Raw genomic sequence first — 25,381 nt, 5'->3', positions numbered from 1 at the left:
TCATGTCAAACGATGTCAAGAAATCCGGGATCAGCCGCAGGGGCCTGTTGGGCGCCACTGCTGGCGGGGCTGCGGCCCTTGGGGCCATGGGTGCCTCGCGCATGGCGCTTTTGGGTGGGGCCGCCGGTGTGGCGACCGCCGCTGCAACCGCGCCGACAACAGCCAAAGCGGCTGCGGCCTCATCGCATCTGGCCCCCGGCGAACTCGATGAATATTACGGGTTCTGGTCTTCGGGTCAGACCGGCGAGGTGCGTATCCTCGGCATTCCGTCGATGCGTGAATTCATGCGGATCCCTGTGTTCAACCGCTGTTCGGCAACCGGCTGGGGTCAGACCAATGAATCCCTCAATGTGCTGACCGAGGGCATGTCAGAGCGCACCAAGCACTACCTCGCCGCTAATGGCAAAAAGGTGCATGACAACGGCGACCTGCACCATGTCCACATGTCCTTTACCGAGGGCAAATATGACGGTCGCTTCCTCTTTATGAACGACAAGGCCAATACCCGCGTCGCGCGTGTGCGGCTGGACGTGATGAAGGCTGACAAGATCCTCGAAATCCCCAATGCCAAGGCGATCCACGGTCTGCGCCCGCAAAAATGGCCGCGCACCAACTATGTTTTTGCAAATGGCGAGGATGAGGGCCCGATGGTCAATGACGGCCAAATTCTGGATGACCCGTCGCAATATGTGAACTTCTACACCGCCATCGACGCCGACAAGATGGAAGTGGCGTGGCAGGTGATGGTCTCGGGCAACCTTGACAATACCGATGCCGATTACGACGGCAAGTATGCCTTCTCGACCTCTTACAACTCGGAAATGGGTATCTCGCTGCCTGAGATGACGGAAGCCGAGCGCGATCACGTCGTCGTCTTCAACCTTGCCGAAATCGAAAAAGGCATCGCGGCGGGCGATTTCATCGAATTGAACGGCGTCAAGGTGATCGACGGGCGCAAAGGCCAGAACAAGGACTATACGCGCTACATCCCCGTGCCAAACAACCCGCATGGCTGCAACATGGCACCAGACAAGATCCACCTCTGCATCGCCGGAAAACTCTCGCCTACTGTTTCGGTGATCGACGTACGCAAGTTGGATGCCGTGTTCTACGAGGGGGCCGATCCACGCTCTGTCGTGGTGGCCGAGCCGGAATTGGGCCTCGGGCCGCTCCACACCGCCTTTGACGGCAAGGGCAACGCGCTCACCACGCTCTTTCTCGACAGTCAGGTGGTGATTTGGAACATTGAGGATGCAGTGCGGGCCTATGCGGGCGAAAACGTCGATCCGATCCGCTCCAAGGTGGATGTGCATTACCAGCCTGGCCACAACTCCACCTCCATGGGCGAGACGCTTGAGGCGGATGGTAAGTGGTTCATCTCGATGAACAAGTTTTCCAAGGATCGCTTTCTCAACGTCGGCCCTCTGAAACCCGAGAACGAGCAGCTTTTCTCGTTGGACGGCACCAACCTGACGCTCTTGCATGACAGCCCGACCTTTGCAGAACCGCATGACAGCATCATCGTCCACCGCTCTGTCGTGAACCCGCGCAATGCCTGGGACCGTAACGATCCGATGTGGGCTGATGCCCGCGCGCAGGCTGAAAAGGACGGGGTCAACATCGACGAATGGGCCGATACGATCATTCGCGATGGCAACAAAGTGCGTGTCTATATGTCGAGCGTGGCCCCCGCCTTCAGCATCGAAAGCTTTACCGTCAAGGAAGGCGATGAGGTGACGGTGATCATCACCAACCTCGATGACATCGACGATCTGACACATGGCTTCTGCATGGGCGATCACGGCGTGGCGATGGAACTTGCCCCGCAGGCCACCGCTTCGGCCACTTTTGTGGCGGCCAAGCCCGGGGTCTACTGGTATTATTGCCAGTGGTTCTGTCATGCGCTGCACATGGAAATGCGCGGTCGCATGTTCGTAGAACCGAAAGGCGCCTGAGCCATGCTGCGCCTCTTTCTCAGCCTGATCCTCTTGTGCGGCGCAGCGACCTTGGTCGATGCGGCGGAACGCCGGGTGCCAGCCGAGACCGGGGCGCTTACCTCTGCCATCGCCGGGGCACTTCCCGGCGATGTGCTAACCCTTGAACCGGGCCTGCATGCGGGCCCGGTAACACTCGATCACGCGATTACCCTCGACGGGCAAGGCAAAGCCACCATCGACGCAGGCGGTGTTGGCAGCGTTGTCACCATCACCGGCAGCGATATCACCGTGCGCGGCCTCACCCTGACCGGATCGGGCAGCGATCACGACGCTATCGACAGCGGCGTTCAGATCACCCGGAGTGCCGCGCGCGTGCTGGTCGAAGACAACGACATCTTGGGCAATCTCTACGGCGTCGATGTGCATGGTCCCAAGGACGCCACCGTGCGCGGCAATCGCATTGTCGGACGCACGGATCACCATATGAACAGCCGTGGCAATGGGGTTTATGTCTGGAATGCGCCGGGCACGATCATCGAGGATAACGACATCCGCCTTGGCCGTGACGGCATCTTTGTGAATGCCTCAAACGACGGCATCTTTCGCCGCAACCTGATGCGCGACCTGCGTTTTGCAGTGCATTACATGTATGCCAACAATTCCGAGGTGTCGGGCAATATCTCGATCGGCAACACCCTTGGCTTTGCGCTGATGTTCTCGAACCGCATTACCGTGCATGACAATCTCAGCCTCGCAGACCGCAGTCACGGCCTCATGCTCAACTACGCCAACAACGCCGATATTCGCGGCAATCTGGTGCGGGGCGGCGCAGAGAAATGCACGTTTATCTACAACGCTCACCGCAACCTGATCTATGACAACCGCTTTGAAGGCTGCGAGATCGGCATTCATTTCACCGCCGGATCGGAACGCAATGCGATCACCGGCAACGCCTTTGTCGGCAACCGGACGCAGGTGAAATACGTCGGCACCAAGAATGTGGAATGGAGCTATGACGGGCGCGGTAACTATTGGTCGGACCACCCCGCCTTTGATCTGGATGGCAATGGCATCGCCGATGCCAGCTTTCGCCCCAATGACCTGATGGACCACATCCTGTGGTCGCAACCCGCCGCCAGCCTCTTGATGGGCGCACCCGCTGTGCAACTGATCCGCTGGAGCCAGAAACATTTCCCCGCCTCCCTGCCCGGTGGCGTGCTGGACAGCGCGCCCCTGATGCGGCCCGTCCTCGTGACAGTGCCGGATACTATCGCCGCAATGGAAGCTGAGGCCATGACCGCCGCACGCAACAGAAAGACAGATGATGCCCCGTTTGACCCTCTCGCAAGTCACTAAGCGCTACGATGGCGTCACCGCGCTTGATGCGGTGGACTTTACCGTTGCCCCCGGTGAACGGGTGGCGCTCCTTGGCCACAATGGCGCAGGCAAATCCACGTTGATGAAGATCGTCCTTGGCCTGATTCCCGCCACCTCTGGTCAGATCGAGGTGCTCGGTGCCGCCCCCGGCAGTCAGGCCGCCCGCGAGGGCACCGCCTATTTGCCGGAAAACGTGGCCTTTCACCCGGCCCTGACCGGTCTTGAACAAATCCGCCTTTACCTGCGCCTGCGCGGTTGCGATCCGGCGCAGGCGATGGGCCTTTTGGAGCGTGTGGGATTGGGCGAGGCCGCCCGCCGCCGCATCGGCACCTATTCCAAGGGCATGCGCCAGCGTGTCGGGCTGGCTCAGGCCCTCATCGGCCAACCTCGCCTCTTGATCCTTGATGAGCCGACCAGTGGTCTCGACCCGGTGTCGCGCCGCGAGTTCTACGCCATCCTCGACGGTCTCGCCGCAGAAGGTGCTGCAATCCTGCTCTCTTCCCATGCCCTGACCGAGGTCGAGGCCCGCACCGACCGGATCGTGATCCTCTCCAAGGGTTGTCTGATGGCGAATGACACGCTTCATGCCCTGCGCCGTCAGGCCGCGCTGCCAATTCGGCTGCAAATCTCGGCACGCCCGGGCGCGGCGGATCAGGTGGCGGCGCAACTGTCTGGAGGGCGTCGCAACGGCGTCATGGTCGATCTGACCTGCGCCCATGACGAGAAGCTGACCCGCCTTGGCCATATTGCTGCGCTGAAAGGGCTGATTGAGGACGTCGAAATCATCCCGCCCAGCCTTGAAGACCTCTACAGCCATTTCAGCCGGAGAGATGACCAATGACCGCCTTCTTTCGCCCCGTCTTCGCCCTTGGCACCACCGAATTCCGCATCGCGCTTCGCAATCGTTGGGTGACGATCACCGTTGCGTTGATGGCGCTCTTTGCACTTGTCCTCTCGGCGGCGGGCAGCGCCCCAACCGGCGACGTGGGCGTGGATGCGCTCTCGGTCACGGTGGCAAGCCTGACGTCTCTTGGCGTCTATCTCGTGCCGTTGATGGCGCTTTTGATGTCCTTTGACGCCGTGGCAGGCGAGATCGAGCGCGGCACGCTTTCGCTGACGCTGACCTATCCGGTCTCTCGAACCGGCATCCTGATGGGCAAGTTCATCGCCCATCTGGCGGTGCTGACGATTGCTGTGGGCGCGGGCTATGGGTTGGCGGCCATCACCGCGCTTGCCACCGATCCCGAGGCGGTGACAGGCCTGCCCGCGCTTTTGCGCCTCTTCTGGTCCTCGATCCTGTTGGGGGCGGTGTTTCTCGCCTTGGGCTATGCGCTCTCGGCCATTGCGCGGCGTCCGGGGGCAGCGGCGGGGCTGGCAATCGGCGTCTGGCTGGCCTTGGTCGTGCTCTACGATCTGGGTCTTTTGGCGGCGGTCGTGGCAGATGGTGGCGGGGTCTTTACCGCCCGTGCCCTGCCGTGGCTTTTGCTGGCCAATCCCGCCGATGCCTTTCGCCTCTACAATCTTGCCGCATCCGAGGCGACGGCGGCGGCCTCTGGCCTTGGTGGGGCGGCCCAGACCATTCCGGCGGTCCACGCTTTGATCTCGGTCCTGCTTTGGCCCCTTGCTGCCTTTGGTCTGGCGGTCGCAGCGCTGCGGAGGGTCACACCATGAAATGGCTCCCATTCCTGTTCTTGCTCCTCGCCCTTGCCGCCTGCAAGGAAGAGGTGGCCACACGCCCTGACCCTGTGCCTTTGACGGCAGAGGCAACCGGACATTACTGCCAAATGGACCTGCTCGAGCATCCCGGCCCCAAGGCGCAGGTCCATCTTGAGGGTCTGGATCACCCGCTCTTCTTCAGTCAGGTGCGCGACGCCATCGCCTATCAACGCATGCCAGAGCAAAGCCACGCCATAACGGCCATCTACGTCAACGACATGGCCGCCGCCGCCAGTTGGGACCAGCCCGGCGCCGAGAACTGGATCGACGCAACATCGGCCCATTACGTGGTCGGATCAACGGCTACGGGCGGCATGGACGCGCCCGAATTGGTGCCGTTTCTCGACGCCAAGGATGCTGCCGCCTTTGCCGATACGCGCGGCGGGCATGTTCTGCGGCTGGCCGAGGTGGCGGATACCGATGTGCTATCAGCCGTGCCTATCGCCACCGGCATCACCGACCGCGACGAAGACGAAGATTTCGAAGCACGGCTAAAACACCTGTCCCGCGAAAGGCAGAACTGACATGACCCTCTCCCGCCGCCGTTTTTTGACCATCTCTGCCGCAGCGCTTTCGTGTTCCCGCTCTGCTCAGGCCACACCCCTGCACCGCTGGCAGGGGATCGCCTTGGGTGCACGCGCCACGATCACGCTCAGCCACCCCGAGGCAGAGCGGATCACAGAAACCGCCCGCGCCGAGATCGAACGGCTGGAGCAGGTCTTCAGCCTCTACCGCAGCACCTCCGCGCTGAGCCAACTGAACGCCAGCGGGCACCTCGACGTACCACCTTTCGAGTTGTTGGATTGCCTATCCATCGCCGCCACAGCACATCGCGCCACGGATGGGCTCTTTGATCCTACTGTTCAACCGCTTTGGGATCTCTACGCGCATAGCTATGGTGCAGGACATGCCCCGTCAGAGGCCGAGATTGCCAATGCCCGCGCCCATGGAACGTGGAGCGATCTGCGCTACAGCGCAACCGCCATCAATCTGCGGCCCGGTATGGCGCTCACGCTTAATGGCATCGCACAGGGCTATATCGCGGATCGCATCGCGCATCTTTTGCAGGCCGAAGGGCTGAGCGACATCTTGATCGACACCGGCGAGTTGCGCGCCCTTGGCGGGCATCCGGATGGCGGCGACTGGCCCGTGATCCTAGACACGCCCGGCCGCCCGCATCTGGGCCTGCGCGACCGCGCTCTGGCCTCCTCCGCCCCGCGTGGCACTGTCTTTGATGCAGAGGGCACAGCGGGTCATATCCTGGATCCCCGCACCGGCACCCCTGCTACGCCACGCTGGCACCTCATCAGCGTCACCGCACAAAGCGCCGCCATGGCTGATGCGCTCAGCACCGCCATGTGCCTGATGTCCGCCCAAGACATCAAACGGGCCGAATCTGCCATCTCTGGCGTCAGTGTGGTGCAGAGCGCCGCCGTCTGAGGCAGCTTACCCCAGCCGCGCCTTGACCTGCGGACCAACCGCACCGAAATCCATCTGGCCCGCGTGGCGTTCCTTGAGCTTGCCCATGATCTTGCCCATGTCGCGGATCGTGGTGGCCCCCACATCGGCAATCGCCTTGTCGATTGCGGCGGCAATCTCGTCTTCGGCCAATTGGCGCGGCAGGAATTCTTCGATGATGCGGATCTCGTCGCGCTCGCGCTCGGCCAGATCAAGCCGCCCACCCTCTTCATAGGCGCGCACGCTCTCGTTGCGCTGCTTGGTCATCTTGGCGAGAATGGCCATGATTTCCGCGTCTCCGACCGGGATAGTCCCGTCCGCGCTGCGCCCGGCAATCTCTTGATCCTTGATCGCCGCGTTGATCAGACGCAAGGTCGCCAAACGGCCTGCCGCCTTGTCGCGCATCGCCTGTTTCAGGGCCTGATCGACCCGTGCCCGCAGTTCCATTCCGTTTCATCCCCATGATCGTCACAAGAGCGGGAGCCTAGCGCCAAGCGTAGGCGATGGCAACCGCCGTGCTGGTCGCCCCAGCACCGCGATCAGACCCTTGACCCGCCCCCAGCCCACCCGTAGGTATGCGCAAATTTGCCCGAGCCGGAGACTCGCCCCCATGGCCCAAGCGTCCACCCCCCGTCCGACCGCCTGCCTAGCCCTTGCCGATGGCTCGCTGTTCTATGGCTACGGGTTCGGCGCGGTCGGCGTGACCACAGCGGAACTCTGCTTCAACACGGCGATGACCGGCTATCAAGAGATCATGACCGATCCCAGCTATGCCGGACAAATCGTGACCTTCACCTTTCCGCATATCGGCAATACCGGCGTGAACATCGAAGACGACGAAACCGCCGAGCCGGTAGCCGAAGGCATGGTGGTCAAATGGGACCCGACCGAGCCGAGCAACTGGCGGGCGCAGGAACATTTGACAAGCTGGCTTGCACGGCGGGGCCGCATCGCGATTGGCGGCATCGACACTCGCCGCCTGACCCGTGCGATCCGTCAGCAGGGCGCGCCGCATGTGGCCCTTGCCCATGATCCCAACGGCAAATTCGATGTCGAGGCTTTGGTGGGACGTGCGCGCAGCTTTGCCGGGCTCGAAGGCATGGATTTGGCCAAGGATGTGACCTGCGCGCAGTCTTATCGGTGGGACGAAATGCGGTGGGCGTGGCCCGAGGGCTATCTGCGCCAGACCGACGCGCGTCACAAGGTTGTTGCGGTCGACTACGGTGCCAAACGCAATATCCTGCGCTGTTTGGCAAGCGCAGGATGCGATGTGACCGTGCTGCCCGCAAGCGCCACCGCCGAGGATGTGTTGGCCCATTCCCCCGATGGCGTGTTCCTGTCCAACGGCCCCGGCGACCCGGCGGCCACGGGCAAATATGCCGTGCCCATGATCCAAGGTGTGCTTGAGGCGGGGCTGCCGCTCTTTGGCATCTGCCTTGGGCATCAGATGCTGGCCTTGGCACTTGGGGCACAGACCATCAAGATGAACCACGGCCACCACGGCGCCAACCACCCGGTCAAGGATCTGGAAACCGGCAAGGTGGAAATCACGTCGATGAATCACGGCTTTGCCGTCGACAGCCAGACTCTGCCCACCGGCGTGGTCGAGACGCATGTCTCTTTGTTTGATGGATCAAACTGCGGTATCCGGATCAAGGATCGTCCGGTCTTTTCGGTGCAGCACCACCCCGAAGCCAGCCCCGGTCCGCAAGACAGCTTTTACCTGTTTGAGCGATTCGCGGCCTCTATGGCCAAATAAGTCCGAATAATCCCTCGGCTGTTAACCTGTCGTTAAAACATCGTTAACCAAGCGCGCCCTAGTCTTTCCTCAGCCGCAAGGGGAAAGGTCGCGATATGGGAATTTCCGAACTGCGTCACATGCGGGCGCAAGGGTCTGGCGCGCGGGTGCCGATCAACCCACTGGGCCGCGAATTGGTGCGCGCCGGTAAGATCAGCCGTTCGGATGCCACGCTGGCCGAATTGGTGCGGCGGCATTGCGACACGTCGCTCGACCGCATTCTTCAGGCCGAGGGGCTGGCCACGGAAGACGACTTGCTCGCCGCCCACGCCCGCCGCCTCTCAAGCACGCGGCTGAGCGCCGAGGATGTGATGCGCGCAGAACTGGTTGAGTCCGGTCTTGATCCGCGATTTCTTTTGAAACATGGCGTGCTGCCGATCCAGTCCGCTGCTGGCGTTCCTGTTCTTGCCACTGGCGGGCCAGACAGCCTTGCCTCTCTGCGCCCTGCCCTGCCTCGCAAGCTGGACCGCGCGCGCGTTGTGATGGCCCCGCGCCACGCGATACAGGACCGCATCGCGCATGAGCATCGCGATATCTTGCGCAGCATGGCCGAGGCGCGCGTGCCCGAGATCGAGAGTTGTCGAACCTGGGGTGCCCATCAAAATCGCCGCCTGCACCTGACGCTCGCGGCCCTTGCGGTGCTTGTGGCGCTCAGCCTCGCCTTTCCGATCACGGTTTTTTCCATCTTTGCGGTCTGGGCCTGCTTTACGCTCATCGTCTCTGCCGGGTTGAAAATCGCGGCCTTTGTGGCACAGACCTCTGGCCGCTCTGATGCGCCCCCTGCCCCTTCCTCGCCACAGCCCCTGCCCAAGGTATCAATCCTCGTGCCGCTCTTTCGCGAAACCGAGATTGCCCATGCGCTTATCGCCCGCCTCAGTCGCCTGACATATCCGAAATGCCTGCTCGACGTGATCCTCGTGCTCGAGGAAGAAGACGCGCTGACCCGTCAGACATTGGCGGGAATTGATCTGCCGCCATGGGTGCGGCCCGTGATCGTACCCGATGGCAAACCACGCACCAAGCCGCGCGCGATGAACTACGCGCTAGATTTCTGTCAGGGCGACATCATTGGCATTTTCGACGCCGAGGATGCGCCCGAGGCCGATCAGATCACGATCATTGCGCGCCGCTTTCAGCAGGTGCCACAAGAGGTGGCCTGCCTTCAGGGCATTCTCGACTATTACAACCCCGGCCAAAACTGGCTGGCGCGCTGTTTCACCATCGAATACGCAGCATGGTTTCGCACCTTGATGCCGGGCATGGCGCGTCTCGGGCTGGCGATTCCCCTTGGCGGGACCACACTCTATTTCCGGCGTGACGTGCTCGAGGAATTGGGCGGATGGGACGCGCACAATGTGACCGAAGATGCCGACCTTGGCTTTCGCCTTGCCCGGCATGGCTATCGCACGGAAATGATCCATACCGTAACCGAGGAAGAGGCCAATTGCCGAGCCTGGCCTTGGATCAAACAGCGCTCTCGCTGGCTCAAGGGGTATATGACCACCTATCTGGTGCATATGCGGCAGCCCAGACTGCTTTATGCACAGCTTGGACCGCGCAAGTTCTGGGGGTTTCAGGCGCATTTCGTCTCGGCGCTTTCACAATTCCTGCTGGCACCGGTCCTTTGGTCCTTTTGGCTGGTTCTCTTTGGCTTGCCCCACCCGCTCGACACGGTCGTCCCACATGCGCTGCTGGTGGCGTTGGGCAGCCTGTTCTTGCTGGTAGAGGTTCTGAATGTCTCTATTCACATGGCTTCGGTCTCAGGGCCGCGACACCGGCATCTGATGGCATGGGCCCCGACGATGCATTTTTACACACCACTCGGGACAATTGCCGCCTATAAGGCCCTGTATGAGCTCATCTTAAAGCCATTCTTTTGGGACAAAACCACGCATGGCCTCTCGGTCACGGCGCGTGGTCAACCAAACTCAGACGGTGGATTTGACCTCTCCGGAATCAAGCTTGAGCCGGGTCACAAAGGCCTTTGAGATGTGATCCCGCAGGGCCTGCGCGGCCCCCGCACTATCATGTGCCTCAATCCCCGCCACGATCGCATCATGTTCGCGCAGCGCATCCTCATCCCGACCGACCGCCGCAAGAGACGTGGTCGCCAAAAGCGCCATGGATCGATGCACAAGGTCCAACTGTTGCACCAGAAAGCGGTTGTGCGAGGCAAGATGTATCTGCTTGTGAAACCGCCGATTGGCACGGGCGAGTTCCACCGGCTTGCCCAAGAGCGCGCGATCATCTTCCACCATATCCCGCAACACCCGCACCTCTTCGGGCGTGGCATGGCGCGCGGCCAACTCTGCCGCCAGCCCCTCCAACTCTGCCCTCACCACATAAAGCTCGGCCAACTGATTGTAATCCAAAGAGGACACGATCAGGCTGCGCCCGTCGCGGGTGAGCATGGATTGCGTTTCAAGCCGCTGCAACGCCTCGCGGATGGGCGTGCGCGACACACCAAAGCGTTCGGCCAGATCGCTCTCGACCAGACGGTCTCCGGGTTTGAAGATGCCGACATCGATTGCCTCAAGGATCAACGAATAGGCATCTGTAGGGGGCGGTTTCATCGGCATGTCCGTTTGTTCTGTGCATTGGCTGGGAACCTTACGCGCTTTGAGCGCGGGATCAAGCCTTGGGCGATTGCGCGCAATGTCGCGCCCGCTTATATCAGCGCCATGCCCAAACCTGATTTCACCCATATCCGCACCTGGGTCTTTGACCTCGACAACACGCTCTATCCGCCTTCTGCCCGCCTTTTCGATCAGATCGAGGCGCGGATGACCCGGTTTGTGATGGATATGCTGCGTGTCACCCATGCCGAGGCAGACCGGCTGCGACATGACTATTGGCGTGAACATGGCACGACGCTGGCGGGGTTGATGCGGCTACATGATCTCGATCCCGGGCCCTATCTTGAGGCGGTGCATGACATTTCGCTCGATAAGCTGGAACCGGATGCCGCGCTCAATACCGCCATTCGCGCCCTGCCGGGGCGCAAGATCGTCTATACCAACGGCTCTGCCCCCTATGCCGAGCGGGTGATCGCGGCGCGCGGGCTTTTGGGGGCGTTTGACGCCGTTTACGGCGTGGAACACGCAGGCTACCGGCCCAAACCGGAACCCGAGGCGTTTCGGACCATTCTGACACAAGACCAGAGCGCCCCCGATACAGCCGCCATGTTCGAGGATGAGCCCCGCAATCTCGCGGCCCCGCATGCCATGGGAATGCGAACCGTGCATGTCGCCCCCGAGCGGATCGAAGCCGAACACATCCATCACCACACCGATGATCTGGGCGGGTTTCTGGCGCGGCTCATCTAAGCGCTGCGGCGATACGTCCCTTTGATCGCGGGGGGCGGGACATATTTATGCATCACAAGAGTAATCTTTGATCCATGAGGCCCGCCATGACCGCGACGACAGCCCCCACCACTGCCGCCCACGACACCGCCAAAAGCCATGATCCCGATGCCGCCGCCGTTGGCCCGATCCTGCTCAGCGTGGCGGTTTTTCTGGCGGGATGGGCGACGAGCATTGCGATCTGGGGCATTCCGGGGCTTTATATCCCGGCACTGGCGCTGGTTCCGGTCATCTGGGTGATGCTGATCCTGATTTCTCGGGGCTGAGCCGACGCTAGATCCCATTTCGGAGACTTTGAGAATGACGCAGGCGTCGTATGATATCGTGGTTTCAGGCGGCGGTGTTGCTGGCCTGACCGCGGCTGCTGTCTTTGGCAGCGCGGGGTTTTCGGTGCTTTGCGTCGATCCAGCCCCGCCTGTGACGGCGCGCGATGCGGCTGGATCAGACCTGCGAACCACAGCATTCTTGCAGCCGGCGCAGGCGCTTCTTGATCGGGCGGGCCTTTGGGCACGTCTTGCGCCGCATGCCACGGACCTGCAAGTGATGCGGATCGTTGATGCAGGTGGCGAATTGCCCGAACCCCGCGTCGTGCGCGAATTCAACGCCAGCGATATTTCCGAGCGCCCTTTTGGTTGGAACCTGCCCAATTGGCTTTTGCGCCGTGAAATGGTGGCGCATCTGGAAAGCCTGCCCTCGGTCACGTTCAAACCCGGCACCGGCACCGCCACGCTCTTTACCCGCGAAGCCGAGGCGCGCGTGGGGCTGAGCGACGGCACCCGCGTGCGATGCCGCTTGGTGATCGCTGCCGATGGGCGGGGCTCTCCTATCCGCGAGGCGGCTGGAATTCACGTTAAAACAACGCGTTACGGTCAAAAGGCGCTTGCCTTTGCCGTCACCCACCCAATCCCGCATGACAATGTCTCGACCGAAATCCACCGTTCTGGCGGGCCGTTCACTCTTGTGCCCCTGCCCGATCACGACGGGCGGCCATCCTCGGCCATTGTCTGGATGGAAGAAGGGCCAGAGGTTGCGCGTTTGGCCGCCCTGCCGGAGCCCGAATTCGAGGCTGCGATGAATGTGCGGTCTTGCCATCTTTTTGGCCCGCTGACATTGGCATCACGCCGCACCGTCTGGCCGATCATCAGCCAAGTCGCAGAGCGCATGTCAGGCGAGCGCGTGGCGCTTGTGGCCGAGGCCGCGCATGTCGTGCCACCGATTGGCGCGCAGGGCCTCAACATGTCATTGGGCGATATGCGGGTGTTGCTGGAACTGGCCGAGGCGAACCCCGAGGCTTTGGGCGACCGCACCATGCTCGACACCTATCATCGTCGCAGGCATTTCGAGGTGCAGGCGCGCGTGACGGGGATCGACCTGCTCAATCGCGCGTCGATGCTGAGCACACAGCCATTGCGGGATGCGCGCGCACAGGCGCTGAGCGCGATTTACTCGCTGGCCCCAGTGCGCAAAACCCTGATGCAGATGGGTCTTGGCGCACGGGGCTAAAGCTCAGAGCACCTTGTCTAGGACCGTTTCCAACCGCTTGAGTGCGGCGGGCACGTCATAGAGTTTATCCAGACCAAAAAGCCCAAGACGAAAGGTGCGAAAGCCCTCGGGCTCGCCCACTTGCAACGGCACGCCGGCGGCAATCTGCATACCTTCTGCCATGAATTTCTTGCCGTTCTGGATATCGGGATCGCTGGTGTAGCTGACGACAACGCCGGGCGCGCCAAAGCCTTCGGCGGCGACAGAGGTCACGCCGCGCGCGGCCAGCATCGCCCGCACGCCATTGCCCAAGTCCCATTGCGCATCGCGCAGCCGCTCGAACCCATAATCGCGGGTCTCGATCATCGTGTCGCGGAAGCCGCGCAGCGCGTCGGTGGGCATGGTCGCGTGATAGGCATGGCCGCCATTTTCATAGGCCTGCATGATCGCGCGCCATTTCTTGAGGTCGAGCGCAAAACTGTCGGACGTCGTTTCTTCCAGCCGTTCCAGCGCGCGCGCCGAAAGCATCACCAAACCGGCAGAAGGCGAGGCCGACCACCCTTTTTGCGGCGCGGAAATCAGCACATCAACGCCCGTCGCGCGCATATCAACCCAAGCGCAGCCCGAAGCGATGCAATCCAGCACCAAGAGCGCGCCCACCTCATGCGCCGCATTGGCCAAGGCAGTGATGTAATCGTCAGGCAGGATCAACCCCGCCGAGGTTTCCACATGCGGGGCAAAGACCACGTCGGGTTTTGCTTCATGGATTTTTGCAACGACCTCTTCGATGGGGGCCGGGGCAAAGGGCGTGGTCGCCCCGTTGCCAGTTTGCCGGGCCATGCAGACGGTGGTGTCAGAGGTGAACTGTCCTGCGTCGAAAATCTGGCTCCAGCGAAACGAGAACCAGCCGTTGCGCACGACAAGCGCATGTGCGCCACGGCCAAACTGCCGGGCGACAGATTCCATCGCATAAGACCCGCCACCGGGCACAAGCGCCACCGCATCAGCGGCGTAGACATCCTTGAGCATGGATGAAATGTCGCACATAACCTCTTGAAAAGAGGCAGACATATGGTTGAGCGAGCGATCGGTGAACACCACCGAATACTCCAAAAGTCCATCGGGATCGACATGGTCAAGCAGGGCCGTCATGGAATGTCTCCTCTATCTTGCGGGCAAGATGGCGCGGGTTCACCCATAAGTCCAGTGCGGCACGTCATCCGATGGGGCCGGGGCGGCGCTCCTCGCTCAAAAGGACATTCGCCTCGACATCGCCCACCCCCGGCAGGGTCATGATCCGGCGGCGCAAAACACGTTCAAAATCAGAAATATCGCGCGCCACGACCCGCAGGCGATAATCGTAAAGGCCCAAGATATGCTCGACCGTCTGCACTTCAGGGATGGCGCTGACGGCGCGCTCGAAATCTTCCAGACTGACCCGGCCCTTGGTGGCAAGTTTGACGCCAAGGAATACCGAGACTCCGAAACCGAGCTTTTCGTGATCTAATTCAAGGCGTTGCCCCTTGATAACCCCCGTATCGCGCAACCGTTGCAGGCGTCGCCATGTGGCGGGCTGAGACAGGCCAAGGGCGCGGCCAATCGCGCTTGCAGATTGAGTGGCATCGCGCACCATCTCGCGCAGGATCAGCCGGTCGAGGGTATCAAGCTCGATCACAGCGGCAGCACCTCGTCGGATTTGATCCGCGCCACATGCATCAGCGCCTCGATATCGGCGATATGCGGCAGGGTCAGGATGGCGCTGCGATAAAGCTGTTGGTAATGCGCCATATCGCGCGCAATGACCGAAAGGCGAAGGTCAACACGGCCAAGAAATGTCTGTATTTCAATGACTTCAGGCACGTTCCTTGCGGCGTCGATGAACTCGTCAAAGGCGCGGGGCTGTGTTTTATCCAGCGTGATGCGCAACGACACCTCAACCTCATAGCCAAGCGCGCGCCAGTCGATCACGGCGCGGTTGGCCCGGATCACGCCCTCTTGCTGCATCCGCTCTAGCCGGCGGGCGCAGGTTGCCGAGGTCACGCCCGCGCGCTCTGCAAGGTCCGACGCCCCAAGGGTGGGGGCATGTTGATAGTGGCGCAAGATGCGGCGATCAGTATCATCGAGCATAGTTTCTTCCATATTCTAGCTTATGGAGAATGATTACGCTGAACTTTACCAGAAATAATCCGAAATCACCAGTCTCTTTCGCCCGGTCATGCCTATGATGCGCCTATCAACCGAAGAGGAGAACGCCATGCGCGTCTATTACGATCGTGACTGTGACATCAACCTGATCAAAGACAAAAAGGTCGCCATTCTTGGCTATGGCAGCCAAGGTCATGCCCACGCGCTTAACCTGCGGGATTCAGGCGCGAAAAATCTGGTCGTCGCCCTCCGCGAAGGCTCGAAATCGGCAAAGAAGGCCGAGGCTGAGGGTCTTAAGGTCATGGGTATCGCAGAAGCCGCAGCTTGGTGCGACCTGATGATGTTCACCATGCCCGACGAGTTGCAGGGCGAAACCTATCGCAAATACGTGCATGACAACATCCGCCCCGGCGCGGCGATTGCCTTTGCCCACGGCCTCAACATCCATTTTGGCCTGATCGAACCGAAAGAAAGCGTTGACGTCATCATGATGGCGCCCAAAGGCCCCGGCCACACGGTGCGCGGCGAGTATGTCAAGGGCGGCGGCGTGCCCTGCCTTGTGGCTGTCAACAATGATGCATCCGGTAAGGCCTTGGAAATTGGGCTTTCTTACTGCTCGGCCATCGGTGGCGGGCGTTCGGGGATCATCGAGACCAACTTCCGCGAAGAGTGCGAAACCGACCTCTTTGGTGAGCAGGCCGTGCTTTGTGGTGGCCTTGTCGAACTTATCCGCATGGGTTTCGAGACGCTGGTCGAAGCGGGCTATGCCCCTGAAATGGCTTACTTTGAGTGCTTGCACGAGGTGAAGCTGATCGTCGATCTGATCTATGAAGGCGGTATCGCCAACATGAACTATTCGATCTCGAACACCGCCGAATATGGTGAATATGTCAGCGGTCCGCGGGTTCTGCCCTATGAGCAGACCAAGAAAGAGATGAAGGCCATTCTGCGCGACATTCAGACCGGCAAATTCGTGCGTGATTTCATGCAGGAGAATGCCGTGGGCCAGCCTTTCTTCAAGGGCACGCGCCGCATGAACGACGCGCATCAGATCGAAGAAGTCGGCCAGAAGCTGCGCGCCATGATGCCGTGGATTTCCGCAGGCAAGCTGGTGGATCAAAGCAAGAACTGAAGTCCTTGAAATCCAAAGCGAAAGGGCATCCCCTGCGGGTGCCCTTTCGTGTCTGAAAGGCCCCTCCATGCAAGAGATTTCCGCACTCAACTGGCTGAGGATCGGTGCCTTGGGCGTGATCTGGGGCGCGTCCTTTATGTTCGTTTCGGTCGCGTTGACCGGGGCGGGACCGTTCTTCGTGGCGGCGGTGCGGATCGTGTTGGGGGCGGGGTTTTTGCTCTGCCTGCTGCGGTTCAAAGGGCGGAAATTGCCCGCTTTGCGCGGTCCGGACGGGGCGCGCATCTGGCAATTCGCACTTGTCATGGCGTTGTTTTCAAACGTTTTACCATTCATCCTCTTGTCTTGGGCACAGCAATCTGTGGCCTCGGGATTTGCCGGGGTGTGTATGGCGGCGGTGCCGCTTTTGATCTTGCCCTTGGCGCATTTTCTGGTGCCCGGAGAGCGGATGCATGTGCGGCGTTTGGTGGGGTTTGTTCTGGGCACGACGGGGGTTGTCGTGTTGATCGGGCCAGAAGCCTTCACTTCGACCGGTAAGGATCTGGAATCCTTGGCAAGACTGGCCTGCCTTGGGGCAGCGGGGGGCTATGCGATCGGCTCGATTGCTACACGTCTGTCGCCAGAGGTGGACCGTTTGTCGCTGTCCGCTTTGGTGTTGACGCTGGCAGCGGGGATGATTGTGCCCTTGGCGTTGGTGGTTGAGGGGTTGCCTACTGATTTGAATACAAAGAGTTTATTGGCCTTGCTCTATCTTGGCATCCTGCCGACTGGCGTGGCGCAACTGTTGCTGGTGCAGGTCAACCGCGAGGCGGGGCCGAGTTTTTTCAGCCTTGTCAATTACATGGTGCCGGTGTGGTCGGTGATCCTTGGGGCGCTCGTGCTGTCCGAGGTTTTGCCGCCAAGTTTGCTGGCGGCGATGACGCTGATTCTGGTCGGTGTTGGCATGAGCCAATGGGGCGCTTTGCGGCGGGTCTTTGGCGCAAGGTGAGCCTTACAGAGCTTACGAAATCACCCCGGATTTTGTAAGGTTCAGCCCCATGCGTGCGCCCAGATCAGGATTTGGTAAGAAACTGGCCGCATTCTGTGGACAAGTCACAGCCCTAAAGCTGATTTTGAAAAGCCTAGGCGCGCGGCGCGGCGAGAGTGGCGCGCCAGAGATCAAGTGCGGCGCGGGTCTCGGGGACGTCATGCACGCGCAGGATCTGCACCCCTTGTGCCACACCGCCCAAGGCCACGGCGAGAGAGCCGGGGATACGGTCAGCAGCAACCGGCGTGCGGCTGATCTCGCCGATAAAGCGCTTGCGCGAGGCCCCAAGGAGAACGGGACAGCCGAGGCTGTGAAAGAGCGAGAGGTTTTGCAGGAGGGTTAGGTTATGCGCAACGGTCTTGCCAAAGCCGATGCCGGGGTCGGTTATGATGCGCGCACGGGGGATACCAAGGGCCTCAAGCGCCTCGATCCGGGCGGCGAGCCAGTCGTAGACATCGAGCAGCACATGGTCATAGCGCGGGTCTTGCTGCATGGTCTCGGGCGAGCCTTGGGCGTGCATCACACAAACCGGCAGGGCATGGGTGGCGGCATAGGGGGCCAAGGCGGGATCATAGGTTAGCCCCGCCACATCGTTGATCAGATTGGCCCCCACCGCATGGGCGGCCTGCGCCACCGCCGCCTTGCGGGTGTCGATGGAAATGGGCGTGGTCAGGCCCGCGCGCAGGGCCGAGATGATCGGAGCGGTGCGGGTGATTTCATCCTCAACGGGCACGGGGGCGGCACCGGGGCGGGTGGATTCGCCGCCCACGTCCAAAATTGCGGCCCCGTCACTGGCCATCTGACGGGCATGGGCCAGCGCCACTTCGGGATCAAAATGCTGACCGCCGTCGGAAAAGCTGTCTGGGGTGACGTTTAGAATACCCATGATCTGCGGCGCGGTCATATCGAGCCCCGCCACCGGTGCGCGCGGCGTGGTCAGGCGATGCAGCGCCTCAATCGGCAGATCAGCGGCGGGCATGAGGTAAGAGAGCGCGGCGCGATCCAGCACCTCGACCGTATCGAACCAGCACCAGCCGCCCGCAAGCGTCAGCGCGCCAGCGGGGCGAGCGGGATCGGTGCGGGGGATGGGACGGTAATAGGGCATGTGGGGCCTCAACGCGGCATGGGGATCAGGCCGGTGAGGTAAGCGGGTGAACCTCTGCGGTCAAGCCCGCCTGCGCGGGATCAAACGCTGGCATCCGGGGCGGGGCGCACCTGAACGCCGTTGATGCGCCAGCCCTCTGGCGTCTCGATCATCTCATAGTCTACGATCCAGCCCGCGCCCGCCGCATCGACGACCCGCACGCCCTGCCAAAGCCGCCCAGCAATCTCGCGCATCTCAAGAAAGGTCACGTCAGAGGGGCGCCAGACCATCGGATAACCGTCGCGCACCATGGCGCCGAATTGCTCGGGGGTTGCGAATTTCTGCTGGATGAAGGGGCTGGCATAGCCATAGGCGCGGCTGACATCCTGTGCCAGAAACGCCTCGATCTGCGCGGTGATGACGGCCTGTGCCCCCTCTTGTGCGCGCAGGGGCACTGCGAGACCGAGCATCAGGATCAAAGACAGAATGATAGAGCGCATGGCACACCTCTCGCTATGCCAGAACTAGCCCCCTCTATGATTGCGTCAAGCGGTCAGGGTTTTTGCAGCGTTTCGAGATAGGCCACCAGATCAATCACCGGCTGGCTGGTCAGGATGATTTGTCCGCGCTCGGTCTTGAGGCCGGTATCGCGATCCTCAAAGAAGCTGCCATAGATCGGCATCGGGCTGCCGTGCGACACCAGCGGATCACGCCCATCAATGCGGCGCACCACCCGTTCAACCGGGAAATGGCCATTGTTCGTGGCCTTGAGCGCGGTGAGGTCAGTGGGAAGCAGTGTCAGCACCGCCCGCATCGGGCCAAAGCCGGTGGCGTCATGCCCATGGCAGGCGGCGCAATAGCGTTCATAGGTCTGGGTTCCGGCTCGGATGTCCTGGGCTTGCGTGGCGTTTGTCAAAGTGAGGCTTGCCAAGATTACGATCGAGAGTTTCGCGCGCATAAAAGGTCTCCTTGCGGTGTCCAAAGGCGGTGGTTCTCTTTTATAGGTCTGGAGCGTGCTCCATGCCTTGATCGGGATCAACCGGCCAGATCACGCACCTGCGCCCAGAGCGGATCCGGGACGGTGACGGGATCGCACGGCTTTTTGCCCTGCCCCGGCATGCGCGCGCCTGCGTCCGTGGTTGCGCCCTCGGCCACCTGCGCCAACCGGTCGAAGAAGACACCGGATAGGTCCGGGTCCATCAGCAGGTAATATTGCCCCAGATCATGCGGCGGGCCATCGGGTGCCTTGAGCGGGTTCACATCGCGGCTGACCACGCCGCCGGTCAGGCCTGCGGCCAAAAGCTCGGCCATGAGGCCAAGGCCCCAGCCTTTGGCCCCGCCGATGCTGACCAAGGAGCCGCTCAGCGCCGCCTCGGGATCGGTGGTGGGGTTTCCCTGAGCGTCAAGCGCCCAGCCCAGCGGGATAGGCTGGCCTGCCGCCTTGGCCATGGTGATCTTGCCCAGCGCCACGACTGTGGTCGATTGATCGAATTGCATGGCAAGACCGCCCTGCCCGTCTGGCACGGAAAAGGCGATGGGATTGGTGCCGATCACCCGCGTCTTGCCGCCCGGTGCGGCAACGATGGGCGAGGCATTGGTCATCCCCAATCCGATCAGCCCGCGCCGTGCGATCTGTTCGGTGAAATAGCCCAGTGAGGTGCAGGTATGGGCGTGACCGATAGCAAGGCTGGCGACGCCATTGATCCGCGCGGCTGCGGCGGCACGGTCGATGCCACGGGCAAAGGCGGGTTGGGCAAAGCCCATGCGCGCATCTACCAAGACCGCGCCGGGGCGCGGTTGGCTTACCTCTGGCTCGACCGTGCCGTTGACGCGGCCTGTCTGCAATTGCTGGCAATAGCTTTCTAGGTAGTAGAGGCCGCAGATGCGGTTGCCGATGCTTTCGGCGGCGCGCACAGCGCGGGCCACCTCGGCGGCGATCCAAGGGGCCGCCCCATGCCGAATGAGGGCTGCCGTGGTGCGCGTTTCGATCTCGTGCAAGGTGATATCGGCCATGGCTATGCCCTCTTGTGATAGCTGCGCGCCAGCTATGGGTGCGTGGGGTGGGCGCGGTCAATCCAATCCTTTTGAAGCAGAGTTCAGCCCCGCCGAAGTGACGGCGGTTGGCGGGGCCTTGCAGGGGATGGTGCGATGCTCTTGCCCCTTGGGGCCAAGGCGGGGTAAGAGCAGCAAAAGAACACACAAGGGAAAGGCAGCATCATGCGGCGTGTCGTTGTCACAGGTCTGGGTCTCGTAACCCCGCTGGCTGATGGGGTCGAACTGACCTGGAGCAGGCTATTGGCGGGGCAATCGGGGGCGGGAACCATCATCCGCTTTGACCCCGTCAATGTGGTGACGAAATACGCCTGCCAGATTCCCCTTGGCGATGGCACCGATGGCACCTTTCATTCCGATAAGTACATGGAGCCGAAAGAGCGCCGCAAGGTTGATGATTTCATCCTCTATGGCATTGCCGCTGCCCAACAGGCGGTCGAGGATTCAGGCTGGATGCCCGAGGATGAGGCCGCGCGCGAACGTACTGGCGTGATGCTGGGATCGGGCATCGGCGGGCTGCGCTCGATCGAGGAAACGGCCGGTATCATCCGCGAAAAAGGCGTGCGGCGGGTGTCGCCGTTCTTCATTCCCGGCGCGCTGATTAACCTGATCTCGGGTCAGGTGAGCATTCGCTATGGGTTCAAGGGACCGAACCATTCGGTCGTGACCGCCTGCGCCACCGGCGCGCATGCGATTGGCGATGCGGCGCGGCTTATTCAGTGGGGCGACGCGGATGTGATGGTGGCGGGCGGGGCCGAAGCCTCGATCTGCGAGATCGGGATTGCCGGGTTCAACGCCTGCAAGGCGCTCTCGACCAAGCGCGCGGATGATCCTCAGGCCGCAAGCCGCCCCTATGACGCGGACCGCGACGGGTTTGTCATGGGCGAAGGTGCGGGCGTCGTGGTGCTTGAGGAATACGAGCATGCCAAGGCGCGTGGCGCGAAAATCTATGCCGAAATTCTTGGCTATGGCCTGTCGGGCGATGCCTATCACATCACTGCCCCCTCCGAGACGGGCGATGGCGGGTTCCGGGCGATGCAGGCGGCGCTACAGCGCGCCGGTCTGAACCCATCGGATATTGATTACGTCAACGCGCATGGCACATCGACCATGGCGGATACCATCGAATTGCAGGCGGTTGAGCGGCTCTTGGGCAATGCGGCGGCGAATGTGACGATGAGTTCGACGAAATCTTCGGTCGGGCATCTTTTGGGGGCTGCGGGCGCGGTTGAGGCGATCTTTTGCATTCTGGCAATCCGTGATCAGGTGGCCCCGCCCACCATCAATCTGGACAATCCATCGGTGGAAACGCCGCTTGATCTGGCCCCCAATGCCAAGCGCGAGCGCAAGATTGACGTGGCGCTGAGCAACAGCTTTGGCTTTGGCGGCACCAATGCGGCGCTGATCGTCGGGAAACCGCGCTGATGTGGCGACACATCGTCTCGAATTTCCTGACGCTGCTGGTGGTGGCGGTGTTTCTGCTGGGCGGGGTGATCCTCTGGGGGCAGCAGCAGTATTCGGCGCGCGGGCCGTTGTCGGATGCGATCTGCCTGCGGGTTGAACCGGGCAGCACCATGCGCCGGGTCTCGAGCCGGTTAGAGAGCGATGGGGCGGTGACGAGCGGCGCGATTTTCCGCATCGGTGCGGAATATTCCGAGAAGGACGCGTTGCTTAAGGCCGGAAGCTGGCTGATCCCAGAAGCGGCCAGCATGGCGGAGATCACCGATATCATCACGCGCGGTGGGGCCAGCACCTGTGGAACCGAAGTTGTGTATCGCCTGGGCGTGACAAGCGCCGAAGTGGTGGTGCGGGAATTGGACGCCGCCACGGGCCGCTATGAGGAACGGGCCAAATTCGATCCAGCCGCCGAGGGCGAGGTTCCGGCGGAATTCACGCAGGTGCGCGAACAGGCCGATACGCGCTATCGCGTGGCCTTGGCGGAAGGCGTGACAAGCTGGCAGGTGGTCGAGGGGTTGAAATCCGTCGATGTGCTGACCGGCGAAGTGGCCGAGGTGCCAGCCGAGGGCACGCTTGCCCCCGACAGCTATGAGGTGCGCGCCGGCGACACGCGCGAGAGCGTGCTCACCCGCATGAGCGAGGCGCAGGCGGTTATTTTGGCAGCCGCGTGGCAAGGGCGGGCCGAAGGTCTACCGCTGCAATCCGCGCAAGAGGCGCTGATCCTCGCGTCGATCATCGAAAAGGAAACCGGCGTGGCGGATGAGCGGCGGCAAGTGGCCAGCGTGTTCGTCAACCGGCTCAACCGTGGCATGCGGCTCCAGACTGATCCGACGGTGATTTATGGCGTGACCGAGGGCAAGGGCGTGTTGGGCCGGGGTCTGCGGCAGAGCGAATTGCGCGGCGCGACGCCCTGGAACACCTATGTGATCGAGGGGCTGCCGCCCACGCCCATCGCCAATCCGGGCCGCGCTAGCATCGAGGCAGCAGTTGATCCCGACACCACGGATTACGTGTTCTTCGTGGCCGATGGCACCGGCGGCCATGCCTTTGCAGAGACTTTGGACGAGCATAACCGCAACGTCGCCCGCTGGCGCGCCATCGAGGCAGAGCGCGGGAATAACTGAGGGGTTAAGGGGCGTTTCCAAGCGGCGAGCCGCGCGGTCGCTGGGCCGGGGTCTAGCGAAACAACGGAATTGGATGCCACTTTATGCCAGCCAAGGCCATATGACCCAACAGAGTAGTGCTACGCCTCAAAATCGCTAGGCCGTCACACCAGAGGTGTGCCGATATAACGCGGCGCACCTTCGGTGCGACGGACGGCCCAGCGATCCCGCGGCGGCGCGTACCGCGCCTTGTTCCGCGCGGGTGACATACTGACCATGCGTTAAAGCCCCCTCACCGCCCCCGGATCCTTGGATCGAGCGCGTCGCGCAATCCGTCGCCCATATAGTTGATCGACAGCACCGTGAGCGAGATGCCTAGGCCCGGCCAGAACACGCGCTCGGGGTAGTCTTGTAGATACTGCGTGGCATCGTTCAGAAGCCGCCCCCATGTTGGGAAATCGGGCGGGAAGCCCAAGCCCAGAAACGACAGTGCGCTTTCAGTAATGATGGCATTGGCGATGCCGAGCGTGGCCGAGACCATGATCGGCGACATCACATTGGGCAGGATATGCCGGGTGATGAGGCCGAAATTGGTGGTTCCGATAGAGCGGGCGGCGAGGATGAATTCGCGTTCTTTCAAGGCCAGCACATCGCCGCGCACGATGCGGGCGGTGGGCATCCAGCTTGTCACGCCAATGGCCACCACGATGAGGATGAAAATACCCCGCTCGGGGCCGAACACGCCATTGAGCGCCTCGCGGAAGAGCAGCACCATCACCAAAAGAAGCGGCAGAAGCGGCAGCGACAGGAAGAGGTCGGTCAGCCGCATGAGCGGCCCGTCAAGGCGGCGAAAGAACCCCGCCAGAACCCCGACCAGTGAGCCCAGCACAAGCGCCAAGAGCATCGCCGTCAACCCCACCGCAATCGAGGTCTGCCCCCCCGCCATCATCCGCGCCAGCGTATCGCGGCCCAGTTGATCGGTGCCAAAAGGATGCGTCCAGCTTGGCCCCTGATTGCGGGCGCGAATGTCGATGAACGTGGCGTCATAGGGCCAGACCAGCGGGCCAAGAAAGACAGCGGCGATGATGACGAGCAGAACGATCCCGCCAATCAGCGCGCCCCGGTGGCTCTTGAACTGATCCCAGACATCGCGCCATTGGCTGCGCGGCGGGGCGGTGGGGCCGGTATCCTTGAGGGCCGCGATGGGGGTTTGGGGTTCAGTCATAGCGAATCCTCGGGTCGAGCACGCCGTAGAGCACATCGGCGACGATGTTGAAAAAGACGATCAGCACGGCAATCATGAAGGTCACGGTTTGCACCATCGGCAGGTCGTTGGCCTCGATCGCGGTGATCAGAAGCTGGCCAAGCCCGTTCACCTTGAAAATCTGTTCGGTGATGATCGCCCCGCCAAAGATCGACGGCACGCCAAGGGCGATGACCGTGATCACCGGGATCATCGAGTTGCGCAGCACATGCACCATGACCACCGCCCATTCCGACAGCCCCTTGGCACGCGCCGTGCGCACGTAATCCTGACCCAGATTGTCGAGCATCGAGGCGCGCATGAAGCGGCTGATCTGGGCTGTCGTTTGCAGCGCCAGAACCATGACCGGCATGACCATCTGCATCAGTTGCTGTTTGAACGTAGCCCAGTCCACCACCACCAGCGTGGTATCATAGATCGAGGGCAACCAGCCCAGTTGCACGGAAAAGATCACGATCACCAACACGCCGGAAAAGAACGGCGGCACGGAATAGCCGACCATGGTGATGAAAGTGCCGGTCTGATCGAATACGGAATATTGCCGGTAGGCGGAATAGATGCCGATGGGCAGCGCAATGAGGATGCCCACCACATAGGACATCGCCACCACCCAGAGGGTCTGCGGCATGCGCTGCACGATCACATCCATCACCGGCGAGCGGAATTGCCAGCTGAGCACGCGCTGCTGCCCCTCGGCCATGCTCGTGCCAAAAAGCCAGTCGACCAGCATCATCGGCTCGACCACAAAGAATTGCCACATCCATTTGACGAAACGGATATGCGTGGGCTCGCCCAGACCAAGCGCCAGACGCATCTTTTCTTTGACGTCGGGGGGCACGGTCAGCGGCACCTGCGCCATCGGGTCGCCGGGGGCCAGTTCGAGTAGGAGAAAGATCACGAGGCTGATGAACAGCAGCGTCGGGATCGCGAGGACAAGCCGTCGGATCGTATAGGTCAGCATGCGCGGCGCCTTTGCGGGTCGTTCT

Annotated in this window: 26 protein-coding genes; 15 read left to right on the top strand and 11 right to left on the bottom strand. The window is 61.8% G+C overall.

Annotated features, from left to right (window positions below; genetic code table 11):
- Positions 1–2: 2 nt before the first annotated feature.
- Genes nosZ through RAK1035_RS11180 form a run of 6 tightly spaced genes read left to right on the top strand, consistent with a single transcriptional unit; the run spans position 3 to position 6,470 of the window.
- The gene (gene nosZ / locus RAK1035_RS11205) at positions 3–1,955 is read left to right on the top strand and encodes a TAT-dependent nitrous-oxide reductase (RefSeq protein WP_008280101.1); all 1,953 of its coding nucleotides are present in this window, start codon (positions 3–5) and stop codon (positions 1,953–1,955) included.
- A gap of 3 nt (positions 1,956–1,958) precedes the next feature.
- Entirely contained in the window at positions 1,959–3,293 is a 1,335-nt protein-coding gene (locus RAK1035_RS11200; RefSeq protein ID WP_008280100.1) for a nitrous oxide reductase family maturation protein NosD, read from the top strand.
- Complete coding sequence (locus RAK1035_RS11195) at positions 3,262–4,155, top strand: ABC transporter ATP-binding protein (protein WP_008280099.1); 894 nt, start codon at positions 3,262–3,264, stop codon at positions 4,153–4,155. The genes RAK1035_RS11200 and RAK1035_RS11195 overlap by 32 nt, the downstream gene beginning before the upstream one ends.
- Positions 4,152–4,985, top strand: coding sequence for an ABC transporter permease (locus RAK1035_RS11190; RefSeq protein WP_008280098.1), 834 nt, complete (start codon positions 4,152–4,154; stop codon positions 4,983–4,985). The genes RAK1035_RS11195 and RAK1035_RS11190 overlap by 4 nt, the downstream gene beginning before the upstream one ends.
- Positions 4,982–5,554 carry a nitrous oxide reductase accessory protein NosL gene (locus tag RAK1035_RS11185; protein ID WP_008280097.1) on the top strand — a complete coding sequence of 191 codons (573 nt, stop codon included), beginning with the start codon at positions 4,982–4,984 and terminating at the stop codon, positions 5,552–5,554. Before RAK1035_RS11190 ends, RAK1035_RS11185 begins: the two co-directional genes overlap by 4 nt.
- Before the next feature lies 1 nt (position 5,555).
- On the top strand, positions 5,556–6,470 hold the full coding sequence (locus RAK1035_RS11180) for an FAD:protein FMN transferase (RefSeq protein ID WP_008280096.1): 915 nt from the start codon (positions 5,556–5,558) through the stop codon (positions 6,468–6,470).
- A 6-nt stretch (positions 6,471–6,476) separates the two neighbouring features.
- On the opposite strand, the gene RAK1035_RS11175 is transcribed toward RAK1035_RS11180, so the two are convergent.
- On the bottom strand, positions 6,477–6,935 hold the full coding sequence (locus RAK1035_RS11175; RefSeq protein WP_008280095.1) for a GatB/YqeY domain-containing protein: 459 nt from the start codon (positions 6,933–6,935) through the stop codon (positions 6,477–6,479).
- A gap of 163 nt (positions 6,936–7,098) precedes the next feature.
- Between RAK1035_RS11175 and carA the strand changes: the two genes are divergently transcribed.
- Entirely contained in the window at positions 7,099–8,247 is a 1,149-nt protein-coding gene (gene carA / locus RAK1035_RS11170) for a glutamine-hydrolyzing carbamoyl-phosphate synthase small subunit (RefSeq protein ID WP_008280094.1), read from the top strand.
- A gap of 95 nt (positions 8,248–8,342) precedes the next feature.
- Complete coding sequence (locus RAK1035_RS11165) at positions 8,343–10,274, top strand: glycosyltransferase family 2 protein (RefSeq protein ID WP_008280093.1); 1,932 nt, start codon at positions 8,343–8,345, stop codon at positions 10,272–10,274.
- Here RAK1035_RS11165 and RAK1035_RS11160 read toward each other — a convergent pair.
- Positions 10,215–10,865, bottom strand: a complete 651-nt coding sequence (locus tag RAK1035_RS11160) for a GntR family transcriptional regulator (protein ID WP_008280092.1) — start codon at positions 10,863–10,865, stop codon at positions 10,215–10,217. The genes RAK1035_RS11165 and RAK1035_RS11160 overlap by 60 nt on opposite strands.
- A gap of 102 nt (positions 10,866–10,967) precedes the next feature.
- Between RAK1035_RS11160 and RAK1035_RS11155 the strand changes: the two genes are divergently transcribed.
- The 3 genes from RAK1035_RS11155 to RAK1035_RS11145 all read left to right on the top strand — a co-directional run bounded on the left by RAK1035_RS11155 (position 10,968) and on the right by RAK1035_RS11145 (position 13,154).
- On the top strand, positions 10,968–11,612 hold the full coding sequence (locus RAK1035_RS11155; protein ID WP_037297349.1) for a pyrimidine 5'-nucleotidase: 645 nt from the start codon (positions 10,968–10,970) through the stop codon (positions 11,610–11,612).
- Between the two features lie 86 nt (positions 11,613–11,698).
- Positions 11,699–11,917 carry a hypothetical protein gene (locus RAK1035_RS11150; RefSeq protein ID WP_008280090.1) on the top strand — a complete coding sequence of 73 codons (219 nt, stop codon included), beginning with the start codon at positions 11,699–11,701 and terminating at the stop codon, positions 11,915–11,917.
- A gap of 34 nt (positions 11,918–11,951) precedes the next feature.
- Complete coding sequence (locus tag RAK1035_RS11145) at positions 11,952–13,154, top strand: UbiH/UbiF family hydroxylase (protein WP_008280089.1); 1,203 nt, start codon at positions 11,952–11,954, stop codon at positions 13,152–13,154.
- Between the two features lie 3 nt (positions 13,155–13,157).
- On the opposite strand, the gene RAK1035_RS11140 is transcribed toward RAK1035_RS11145, so the two are convergent.
- The 3 genes from RAK1035_RS11140 to RAK1035_RS11130 all read right to left on the bottom strand — a co-directional run bounded on the left by RAK1035_RS11140 (position 13,158) and on the right by RAK1035_RS11130 (position 15,260).
- The gene (locus tag RAK1035_RS11140) at positions 13,158–14,285 is read right to left on the bottom strand and encodes an aminotransferase class V-fold PLP-dependent enzyme (RefSeq protein ID WP_008280088.1); all 1,128 of its coding nucleotides are present in this window, start codon (positions 14,283–14,285) and stop codon (positions 13,158–13,160) included.
- Between the two features lie 64 nt (positions 14,286–14,349).
- Positions 14,350–14,808 (bottom strand): Lrp/AsnC family transcriptional regulator, encoded by a 459-nt coding sequence (locus RAK1035_RS11135; RefSeq protein WP_008280087.1) that lies wholly within the window; start codon positions 14,806–14,808, stop codon positions 14,350–14,352.
- A complete protein-coding gene (locus RAK1035_RS11130) occupies positions 14,805–15,260 on the bottom strand; it encodes an Lrp/AsnC family transcriptional regulator (RefSeq protein ID WP_037297168.1) in 456 nt (151 codons plus the stop codon). The genes RAK1035_RS11135 and RAK1035_RS11130 overlap by 4 nt, the downstream gene beginning before the upstream one ends.
- 127 nt (positions 15,261–15,387) lie before the next feature.
- Between RAK1035_RS11130 and ilvC the strand changes: the two genes are divergently transcribed.
- Both ilvC and RAK1035_RS11120 read left to right on the top strand, forming a co-directional pair.
- Complete coding sequence (gene ilvC / locus RAK1035_RS11125) at positions 15,388–16,410, top strand: ketol-acid reductoisomerase (protein ID WP_008280085.1); 1,023 nt, start codon at positions 15,388–15,390, stop codon at positions 16,408–16,410.
- 67 nt (positions 16,411–16,477) lie between these two features.
- Positions 16,478–17,395, top strand: a complete 918-nt coding sequence (locus RAK1035_RS11120) for a DMT family transporter (protein ID WP_008280084.1) — start codon at positions 16,478–16,480, stop codon at positions 17,393–17,395.
- 133 nt (positions 17,396–17,528) lie between these two features.
- On the opposite strand, the gene folP is transcribed toward RAK1035_RS11120, so the two are convergent.
- The 4 genes from folP to RAK1035_RS11100 form a co-directional block, all read right to left on the bottom strand.
- On the bottom strand, positions 17,529–18,539 hold the full coding sequence (gene folP, locus RAK1035_RS11115) for a dihydropteroate synthase (RefSeq protein ID WP_008280083.1): 1,011 nt from the start codon (positions 18,537–18,539) through the stop codon (positions 17,529–17,531).
- 80 nt (positions 18,540–18,619) lie between these two features.
- Positions 18,620–19,018 (bottom strand): DUF4864 domain-containing protein, encoded by a 399-nt coding sequence (locus tag RAK1035_RS11110; protein WP_008280082.1) that lies wholly within the window; start codon positions 19,016–19,018, stop codon positions 18,620–18,622.
- Positions 19,019–19,071: 53 nt separating this feature from the next.
- Entirely contained in the window at positions 19,072–19,476 is a 405-nt protein-coding gene (locus tag RAK1035_RS11105; RefSeq protein WP_008280081.1) for a c-type cytochrome, read from the bottom strand.
- A 77-nt stretch (positions 19,477–19,553) separates the two neighbouring features.
- Positions 19,554–20,531 carry an Ldh family oxidoreductase gene (locus RAK1035_RS11100; protein ID WP_008280080.1) on the bottom strand — a complete coding sequence of 326 codons (978 nt, stop codon included), beginning with the start codon at positions 20,529–20,531 and terminating at the stop codon, positions 19,554–19,556.
- A 204-nt stretch (positions 20,532–20,735) separates the two neighbouring features.
- Between RAK1035_RS11100 and fabF the strand changes: the two genes are divergently transcribed.
- Both fabF and mltG read left to right on the top strand, forming a co-directional pair.
- A complete protein-coding gene (gene fabF / locus RAK1035_RS11095; protein ID WP_008280079.1) occupies positions 20,736–21,995 on the top strand; it encodes a beta-ketoacyl-ACP synthase II in 1,260 nt (419 codons plus the stop codon).
- Positions 21,995–23,152, top strand: coding sequence for an endolytic transglycosylase MltG (gene mltG, locus RAK1035_RS11090; RefSeq protein WP_008280078.1), 1,158 nt, complete (start codon positions 21,995–21,997; stop codon positions 23,150–23,152). Before fabF ends, mltG begins: the two co-directional genes overlap by 1 nt.
- A 271-nt stretch (positions 23,153–23,423) precedes the next feature.
- Here the strand turns inward: mltG and RAK1035_RS11085 are convergent, their stop codons facing one another.
- Positions 23,424–24,356 (bottom strand): ABC transporter permease, encoded by a 933-nt coding sequence (locus tag RAK1035_RS11085; protein WP_008280077.1) that lies wholly within the window; start codon positions 24,354–24,356, stop codon positions 23,424–23,426.
- Positions 24,349–25,356 (bottom strand): ABC transporter permease, encoded by a 1,008-nt coding sequence (locus RAK1035_RS11080; protein WP_008280076.1) that lies wholly within the window; start codon positions 25,354–25,356, stop codon positions 24,349–24,351. Before RAK1035_RS11080 ends, RAK1035_RS11085 begins: the two co-directional genes overlap by 8 nt.
- Between the last annotated feature and the right edge of the window lie 25 nt (positions 25,357–25,381).

Origin of the sequence: Roseovarius sp. AK1035, from assembly GCF_003288315.1 — a bacterium.
GTDB classification, from domain to species: Bacteria; Pseudomonadota; Alphaproteobacteria; order Rhodobacterales; family Rhodobacteraceae; genus Roseovarius; species Roseovarius mucosus_A.
Note: the sequence above shows the minus strand (reverse complement) of the source record. Positions and strands in the feature narration are given on the sequence as shown.

Excerpts from the sequence above, each read along its gene's own strand:
- mltG (WP_008280078.1), top strand. The coding sequence starts at position 21,995 with ATGTGGCGACACATCGTCTCGAATTTCCTGACGCTGCTGGTGGTGGCG.
- RAK1035_RS11195 (WP_008280099.1), top strand. The coding sequence starts at position 3,262 with ATGCCCCGTTTGACCCTCTCGCAAGTCACTAAGCGCTACGATGGCGTC.
- RAK1035_RS11120 (WP_008280084.1), top strand. The coding sequence starts at position 16,478 with ATGCAAGAGATTTCCGCACTCAACTGGCTGAGGATCGGTGCCTTGGGC.
- RAK1035_RS11155 (WP_037297349.1), top strand. The coding sequence starts at position 10,968 with ATGCCCAAACCTGATTTCACCCATATCCGCACCTGGGTCTTTGACCTC.
- carA (WP_008280094.1), top strand. The coding sequence starts at position 7,099 with ATGGCCCAAGCGTCCACCCCCCGTCCGACCGCCTGCCTAGCCCTTGCC.
- RAK1035_RS11105 (WP_008280081.1), bottom strand. The coding sequence starts at position 19,476 with ATGCGCGCGAAACTCTCGATCGTAATCTTGGCAAGCCTCACTTTGACA.
- fabF (WP_008280079.1), top strand. The coding sequence starts at position 20,736 with ATGCGGCGTGTCGTTGTCACAGGTCTGGGTCTCGTAACCCCGCTGGCT.
- RAK1035_RS11080 (WP_008280076.1), bottom strand. The coding sequence starts at position 25,356 with ATGCTGACCTATACGATCCGACGGCTTGTCCTCGCGATCCCGACGCTG.
- nosZ (WP_008280101.1), top strand. The coding sequence starts at position 3 with ATGTCAAACGATGTCAAGAAATCCGGGATCAGCCGCAGGGGCCTGTTG.
- RAK1035_RS11150 (WP_008280090.1), top strand. The coding sequence starts at position 11,699 with ATGACCGCGACGACAGCCCCCACCACTGCCGCCCACGACACCGCCAAA.
- RAK1035_RS11085 (WP_008280077.1), bottom strand. The coding sequence starts at position 24,356 with ATGACTGAACCCCAAACCCCCATCGCGGCCCTCAAGGATACCGGCCCC.
- RAK1035_RS11110 (WP_008280082.1), bottom strand. The coding sequence starts at position 19,018 with ATGCGCTCTATCATTCTGTCTTTGATCCTGATGCTCGGTCTCGCAGTG.
- RAK1035_RS11180 (WP_008280096.1), top strand. The coding sequence starts at position 5,556 with ATGACCCTCTCCCGCCGCCGTTTTTTGACCATCTCTGCCGCAGCGCTT.
- RAK1035_RS11165 (WP_008280093.1), top strand. The coding sequence starts at position 8,343 with ATGGGAATTTCCGAACTGCGTCACATGCGGGCGCAAGGGTCTGGCGCG.
- RAK1035_RS11200 (WP_008280100.1), top strand. The coding sequence starts at position 1,959 with ATGCTGCGCCTCTTTCTCAGCCTGATCCTCTTGTGCGGCGCAGCGACC.
- RAK1035_RS11130 (WP_037297168.1), bottom strand. The coding sequence starts at position 15,260 with ATGCTCGATGATACTGATCGCCGCATCTTGCGCCACTATCAACATGCC.
- RAK1035_RS11145 (WP_008280089.1), top strand. The coding sequence starts at position 11,952 with ATGACGCAGGCGTCGTATGATATCGTGGTTTCAGGCGGCGGTGTTGCT.
- RAK1035_RS11140 (WP_008280088.1), bottom strand. The coding sequence starts at position 14,285 with ATGACGGCCCTGCTTGACCATGTCGATCCCGATGGACTTTTGGAGTAT.
- ilvC (WP_008280085.1), top strand. The coding sequence starts at position 15,388 with ATGCGCGTCTATTACGATCGTGACTGTGACATCAACCTGATCAAAGAC.
- RAK1035_RS11160 (WP_008280092.1), bottom strand. The coding sequence starts at position 10,865 with ATGCCGATGAAACCGCCCCCTACAGATGCCTATTCGTTGATCCTTGAG.
- RAK1035_RS11190 (WP_008280098.1), top strand. The coding sequence starts at position 4,152 with ATGACCGCCTTCTTTCGCCCCGTCTTCGCCCTTGGCACCACCGAATTC.
- RAK1035_RS11100 (WP_008280080.1), bottom strand. The coding sequence starts at position 20,531 with ATGGCCGATATCACCTTGCACGAGATCGAAACGCGCACCACGGCAGCC.
- RAK1035_RS11185 (WP_008280097.1), top strand. The coding sequence starts at position 4,982 with ATGAAATGGCTCCCATTCCTGTTCTTGCTCCTCGCCCTTGCCGCCTGC.
- folP (WP_008280083.1), bottom strand. The coding sequence starts at position 18,539 with ATGCCCTATTACCGTCCCATCCCCCGCACCGATCCCGCTCGCCCCGCT.
- RAK1035_RS11175 (WP_008280095.1), bottom strand. The coding sequence starts at position 6,935 with ATGGAACTGCGGGCACGGGTCGATCAGGCCCTGAAACAGGCGATGCGC.